A 7,424-nucleotide genomic window follows, 5' to 3' on the forward strand; every position below is an offset into this window, starting at 1 on the left:
AACCCCGCCCCTACACAAAACAAGATTGCTACGAATTATATTGTTCTTATCAACCCACTTTTCTCAACTTCGCATAAAAGAATCCATCCCCGCCATTGGGCTGCGGGAAGAATTGTTTTTCAGCCACTTTTTCACCGTGAAAATCCATCTCTACCGATTCGGCATCCGAGTGATTTTCAAGGAAATGTTGAATTTGCAAGCTGTTCTCTTCGGGCAAAATTGAGCACGTCGCATAAAGCAAAATGCCGTTTGGTTTTAATCTTGCCCAAAGTGCCTCTAAAATCTTGGCTTGCAAGTTGGCAAGTTCAGTAATGTCCGCTTCTTTGCGAAGCCATTTAATATCAGGATGACGACGAATCACCCCTGTTGCTGAACAAGGTGCATCGAGCAAAATGCGGTCGAACATTATGCCCTTTTCAAGCCACGTATCAGGCTGGCTGGCATCGCCACAAATCACAGTTGCGGATTGATTGAGACGTACTAAATTTTCCCGCACACGTTTCAAGCGATTTTCTTCAATATCTAACGCAAAAACGACCGCTTGCGGGGCTTTTTCAAGAATATGTGTGGTTTTGCCACCAGGCGCGGCACAGGCATCTAAAATCGTTTCACCATTTTGAGCGTCGAGCAACTCAGCCGACCATTGAGCGTGAGCATCTTGCACCGTCGCCCAGCCTTGTTCGAAGTGAGGCAATTGGTTTACCGACACTGGATTCTCAAGCAAAATAGCACAATCAGGCACGCAAGCGGTCGAATTTTCACGTTGATTTGCCAACTCACCCAATAAAGCCACATAATCTTTCGGCTGAATATGCTGCACGTTGGCACGAATCCACATCGGTGGACGCTGATTATTCGCCTCTACAATCTCACGCCAATGCGGATAGACTTTTTTGATTTTGTTCACAAACCATTCAGGGTGAAGCGTTTGCCAATGTTTATCGACTACAGCGAGAATTTGCTCTTGCTCACGCAGAAAACGACGCAACACGCCGTTAGTTAAAGCACGGAAGCTGTCGAGTTTCAGCACTTTAGTTGCATTCACCACTTCATCCACTGCCGCGTGAGCTGGCACACGCATATAAAGCAGTTGATACAACCCAACTAACAGCAAGCAATGCACCAAACGGGTTTTGCCTTTAAGTGGTTTCTCAACCAACTGTTTGATAATATTTTCTAGGCGAGGCAATACACGACAGATGCCAAACGTTATCTCTTGCACCAATGGCATATCTTTAGGGTTGAGATGATTTTGTGCTTCGGGAATCAGGTTTGAAAGCGATTTGCCCTGATCCAACACCTCTAAAATAATTTGTGCGGCAACCGCACGAGGGGATTTTTTTTTCATCATATATTTTTCTAAGAAAATTCCCCCTTTAGCAAAGAGGGGGCAATATTAAAAACTCTCCGCATCCCTCAACAGATGCACATTCCCTTTACGACGGAGGAAACCTGTGCGATCAAAATACTCCATCAACTGCACGGTAAGTTTGCGTCCATATTGCAATTCATCGCGTAATTGATTAACAGAAATCTCACCGTGGGTTTGCACAAATGCTTTAATCCAGCTTGCGAATTGTTGGATTTGTTCAGCAAGTAAGAAGCGATCTTTGACAATTGGCACGGCATAGCCCAGTTTTCCTGCTTTGTAGAGCAAGTTTCGCGTATCCGTTTCATCAAGGCTAAGCTCGGTTGCGATTTCTCGCACCCACAGGGCTTGATTAGTAGCTTCAAAAAGCGGTCGAATTTGTTGCCAGATTTGCAATTCTGTTGCCGAAAACTCAATGCGATGCTCAGGCAGATGCACCCAACCACGCGTTTGAGCCAGTACGCCTTCGGTAACTAATTCATCTAGCCATTGCAACGCCAAACCTTCAGGCTGTTCAAGTACTGCCATTCGATAAAGGCGAGCTTTAGAAAGCCCTAGTTGGTCTTGATGGTTGGCGTGATATTCCGTTAGTTTCTCGACCATTCTTTGCTGGATTTGTTGCTTAAATTTGCAGGAGAAAATCCACTTATCGTAAACTATCGCATCTGTATTTTCAGGTAATTGGCTGGCAAAACGCTGTTCCGCCCAGAGCAAGAAATCCAACGTCAAAGCACGATTTTGCAACATCAACGCCAGACGAGCAGTAAAATCATCGCAAGCGGTTGTTTTTGCCAATTCATTGACAAAAGCAAGACGAGCTTCACTACGTTTGTGGCGTTTAGGCGAATGAATCTCCAACACCTCCGCACTGCCAAGCGTTTGACGGTCATCACCGCTGCGAATAATCAACTTGTCGTTTACCGTAATGTGCAGCAGCTCATCCATCAAAATTTCTGCAAAATAATCGCCATTTTCCACCGCTTGTTTGGCGTTGAGCAAGCTCACTTTGCCCGTGATATGAGAAGCAAAATGGTAAAGATGAGCAACGGTACTCTCTTTTAACGGCTGAATCACGTTGAACCGTACGGTAATGCGGTCTGTCGCAAAATGTGGAACGAGTTCGGTAATCCAATCACCACGCTGCACTTGCTCTTTTTCTACGTTCGCAATGTTAAGTGCTAATCGTTGCCCCGCTAAACCAATTTCTGACGGGCTATTTTGGGCGTGAATGCCTTTTACACGCACTTTTTTACCGTTTGTGAGGTAGAACTCCGAGCCAATTTTAACCTGCCCCGCCACTGCTGTGCCCGTAACCACCAGCCCTGCACCTTTCACGGTAAACACGCGGTCAATCGCATAGCGGAACGGTTTGTCGATCGCACTTTTAGCTTGTGCATTAAGGGCAATCAGATAATTTTTTAACGCTTCAATGCCCTGTCCTGTATGTGCTGAAGTCACAAAAATAGGTGCTTCCGCTAAGAAAGAATAACGTCTTTGAATGGAGTGAATTAGCTGTTCGATTTGACTTGTTTCCGCACGATCTGCTTTGGTAATCACCAGCATAATGTGCGAAAAACGGAGCAATTTCAGAATCTCAAGATGCTCTTCGGTTTGCGGCTTAATGCCTTCTTCGGCAGAAATTACCAATAACGAGTGCTGAATGCCGCCCACGCCTGCCAACATATTCGATAGAAAACGTTGGTGACCAGGCACGTCAATAAAACCAAGTACATCAGGCTTGCCTTGCTGATTGGTGATTGGCAAATAGGCGTAGCCTAAATCAATGGTTAACCCACGTTTTTTCTCTTCAGGTAAGTGTGCCGTGTTTGTGCCCGTTAAGGCTTGCAGTAGTGCGGTTTTGCCGTGATCGACATGACCTGCGGTAACAACAATCATCTTATTCCCTTGCTAAATTTCTGTATTTATTGTGGGCAATCATACCACACCCCGCCTTTTTACGCTAAAATAGCCTTATTTTTGCCGATAAATTTATTCATAATTTTTAATAGGAAAAACAATGCGTACAAGTCAATATTTATTCTCCACTCTTAAAGAAACGCCAAATGATGCTCAGGTAGTAAGCCACCAATTAATGTTGCGTGCAGGTATGATTCGCCCAATGGCATCAGGTTTATATAACTGGTTGCCGACGGGTATTCGCGTATTGAAAAAAGTAGAAAAGATTATTCGCGAAGAGATGAACAAAGGTGGGGCAATTGAGGTATTAATGCCTGTGGTGCAGCCAGCAGAATTATGGGAAGAGTCTGGTCGTTGGGATCAATATGGCCCTGAATTGCTTCGATTTGAAGACCGAGGTAACCGTAACTTTGTACTTGGGCCAACTCACGAGGAAGTGATTACAGATTTAGTCCGCCGAGAAGTTTCTTCATACAAACAACTTCCACTTAATTTATACCAAATTCAAACAAAATTCCGTGATGAAGTACGCCCTCGTTTTGGTGTAATGCGTTCGCGTGAATTTATTATGAAAGATGCGTACTCTTTCCATACTACCCAAGAAAGTTTGCAAGCAACCTATGATGTGATGTATCAAGTGTACAGTAACATTTTTAACCGTTTAGGCTTAGATTTCCGTGCAGTACAAGCGGATACGGGTTCAATCGGGGGCTCAGCTTCGCACGAATTCCAAGTGTTAGCTTCAAGCGGGGAAGATGATGTTGTATTCTCAACAGAATCGGATTTTGCGGCAAATATCGAATTGGCAGAAGCAATTGCTGTAGGCGAACGCCAAGCACCAACGGCGGAAATGACATTGGTGGATACACCAAATGCGAAAACCATTGCGGAGTTGGTAGAACAATTCAATCTGCCGATTGAAAAAACCGTGAAAACCTTAATTGTGAAAGGTGCAGACGAAAATCAACCGCTTGTTGCCTTGATTATTCGTGGCGATCACGAATTAAACGAAATCAAAGCACAAAAACACCCATTAGTAGCAGATCCTCTTGAGTTTGCGGACGAAACTGAAATTAAAGCAAAAATTGGTGCGAGCGTGGGATCATTAGGTGCGGTAAATCTTAATATTCCTGCAATTATTGACCGTACTGTGGCGTTAATGTCTGATTTTAGTTGTGGTGCGAATATCGATGGAAAACATTATTTCAATGTGAACTGGGAACGCGATGTAGCAATGCCAGAAGTATTTGATTTACGTAATGTAGTGGAAGGTGATCCAAGTCCAGATGGTAAAGGCACGCTTCAAATCAAACGTGGTATTGAAGTGGGGCATATTTTCCAACTTGGTAAAAAATACTCTGAAGCAATGAAAGCGACCGTTCAAGGCGAAGACGGTAAACCTCTTGTGATGACAATGGGTTGTTATGGTATCGGCGTAACTCGTGTGGTGGCTTCAGCGATTGAGCAACACCACGATGAACGCGGTATCATCTGGCCTTCAGATGAAATTGCCCCATTCACTATGGCGATTGTGCCGATGAATATGCATAAATCTGAAACCGTGCAAAAATATGCTGAAGAACTTTACCGCACTTTACAATCACAAGGCGTAGACGTGATTTTTGATGATCGTAAAGAACGCCCAGGCGTGATGTTCGCTGATATGGAACTTATTGGTGTGCCGCATATGGTGGTAATTGGCGAGAAAAACCTAGACAATGGCGAAATTGAATACAAAAACCGTCGTACTGGTGAGAAACAGATGATTGCAAAAGATGAGTTGCTTGCGTTCTTGAAAGAGAATGTGAAGGCGTAATTAAACAAAGTCAATTTTATGGGGCGTGTTAAACACGCCTCATCTTTTTAAGGATAAGTTATGAGTTCATTACAATATCACTGGACGAAAGCAAACGATATTTATCCCGACCGAGGGAAAAAATCGTATGCTGGAAAACGCTTGCGTTATCGGCTTCGTTCCTTTCTACATCTACAAGCGGTTAGAAAATTTGAGCAATTTGTAAATCAACATCCATTTTTGATTTCACTTTTAAATGAACATGTAAATTATGGTTATCCGCTCGTACATCGTTTTTTAGATAAGCGTTTTACTAGCCAGCAACGCTTTAATGCAATTTGTGAAAATTTACTCTTCTTACCTCAGGAACTTTCACATCTAACTCCTCCAATTTGGCGGCAACCGCTTAGTTTTGGAGAAGTAATCTCTGATTTTGAGATTCGACTTAATATCAATGAATATCAAGCTATGGAAGGATATTGGGCATTGGAACTTCGTTACAAACCTGAAAATCAACTTATTTACCTTCTTACTTTTGGTAAATTAAATGATGCTCTGTTGATTGCTGTGGTACAAGGCCCAAACTTTGAAGGCTCAAAAGAGATGGTTAAGCAACTTACTAAAGCTTGTTATGGTTTGCGTCCAGCCTATTTAATGGTAGAGATAATGAAAAATCTTACACAAATTTTAGGTTATGATAAATTGTTTGGCATTCCACAAAAATATCAAAATAAATCTCGTTTTATCCAAAGTAAACGTTATGTGGTTGATTATGATGCTATTTTTTCTGAGTCTGGTGGTCAATTACAAGATTATTGGGTCTTACCTTTAACGAATGAGCGTAATTTAGATGAAATTCCAAGTAAAAAACGCTCTATGTATCGTAAACGTTTTGCAATGTTAGATGAATTATATAAGGCGATACAACAAGCTGTAAAAATTAAGTAAAATTTTATGTTTATTTGAATTTATAGTTGAAAAATTTGCTCTATAATTTTTATATTTTTACTTCTTTTAGATGATATTGAACAATAAATAAGCCTTAGATTTTCACTGTAAGATAGTGTAAATAAAACTTAAATTGCATAAATAATAAGCAAATAAGCGTGTTTTGTCTATTATTTGTACCAGAAAAATTGATTTTGGTTTTACTTACCCACATAATATTAAACGTTCTTGCCCATCTTCTTAAGGACAAGAATGGGAGAAAACGATTTTATTTAATAGAGAAAATAAATAAAGTAGTTTTATTTCACTTCTTTAGTCTTTCTTCTTAAAAAAGAAGATGAAAGGCGTGGTAAAGATTCAACAGGTAATGTTGATAAAAATTTCTATTTTATTAATAGAATGATAGACATATAGAGGGTCATTAAAATGAAAAAATCATTAATTGCATTAGCAGTATTAGCTACTTCAGCAGCAGCAACTGCAGCACCACAAGCAGATACTTTTTACGTAGGTGCTAAAGCAGGTTGGGCAGCTTTCCATGATAGCGTTTCTGAGTTAGATAATACTAAAGGCGGTCGTTTTGGTATTAATAAAAATTCTGTAACTTATGGCGTATTTGCAGGTTATCAACTTTTAAACTTAGATAATTTCGGTTTAGCAGCAGAATTTGGTTACGATGATTACGGTCGTGTACGTGGTGATCGTACCATCGCAGGTAAAGATACTCGTGCTTTCAGACACACTGCACACGGTTTTAACTTTAACTTAAAACCAAGCTTTACAGTATCATCTGATTTAGATGTTTATACTAAAGTGGGTATGGCAGCGGTACGTAGCGATTATTTTGTTCAAAATACAATCGTACACAATGACCGTATCAAAGCACACAACTTACATCCATCTTTAATTTTAGGTGCTGGTGTTGAGTATGCAATTACACCAGAATTAGCAGCACGTGTTGAATATCAATGGTTAAGCAATGTAGGTAAAACACATCGTGGTATGTTGAACCAAATGGGCGTTCGTACTCATTACCAACCAGATATTCACTCTGTATCTGCAGGTTTAAGCTACCGCTTCGGTCAAGGTCCAGCTCCTGTTGCACCAGTAGCGCCAGTTGCAGCACCTGAAGTAGTAACTAAAAACTTCTCATTTAGCTCAGACGTAATGTTTGCATTTGGTAAAGCAGACTTAAAACCAGAATCAGCACAAGCATTAGATGGTGCTAACAATGAAATTAACGCTTTAGGCTTAGCTACTCCTTCAATCCAAGTGAGCGGTTACGCAGACCGTATTGGTAAACAAGAAGCGAATGTGAAACTTTCACAACGTCGTGCAGAAACCGTAGCTAACTATTTAGTTTCTAAAGGTCAAAATCCTGCGAACGTAACTGCT

The 7,424-nt window shown here is 41.2% G+C and carries 5 protein-coding genes; 3 read left to right on the forward strand and 2 right to left on the reverse strand.

Annotated features, from left to right (window positions below; translation table 11 throughout):
- Positions 1-49 precede the first annotated feature (49 nt).
- Both rsmB and selB read right to left on the reverse strand, forming a co-directional pair.
- Positions 50-1,348, reverse strand: a complete 1,299-nt coding sequence (rsmB, locus tag KH943_RS00350) for a 16S rRNA (cytosine(967)-C(5))-methyltransferase RsmB (protein ID WP_304106240.1) — start codon at positions 1,346-1,348, stop codon at positions 50-52.
- A gap of 48 nt (positions 1,349-1,396) precedes the next feature.
- Positions 1,397-3,265: a selenocysteine-specific translation elongation factor gene (selB, locus tag KH943_RS00355; protein ID WP_304106230.1), complete on the reverse strand. Its 1,869-nt coding sequence runs from the start codon at positions 3,263-3,265 to the stop codon at positions 1,397-1,399.
- Positions 3,266-3,386: 121 nt separating this feature from the next.
- Here selB and proS point away from each other — a divergent pair, with 121 nt between their 5' ends.
- The 3 genes from proS to KH943_RS00370 form a co-directional block, all read left to right on the forward strand.
- Entirely contained in the window at positions 3,387-5,102 is a 1,716-nt protein-coding gene (gene proS / locus KH943_RS00360; RefSeq protein WP_304106232.1) for a proline--tRNA ligase, read from the forward strand.
- A gap of 60 nt (positions 5,103-5,162) precedes the next feature.
- A complete protein-coding gene (locus tag KH943_RS00365; protein ID WP_304106234.1) occupies positions 5,163-6,029 on the forward strand; it encodes a VirK/YbjX family protein in 867 nt (288 codons plus the stop codon).
- 426 nt (positions 6,030-6,455) lie between these two features.
- Positions 6,456-7,424 (forward strand): outer membrane beta-barrel protein (locus KH943_RS00370; RefSeq protein WP_304106236.1); only part of this gene is annotated, 969 nt, incomplete at its 3' end.

This window comes from Haemophilus parahaemolyticus, from assembly GCF_018373095.1.
GTDB lineage: Bacteria > Pseudomonadota > Gammaproteobacteria > Enterobacterales > Pasteurellaceae > Haemophilus_A > Haemophilus_A parahaemolyticus_A.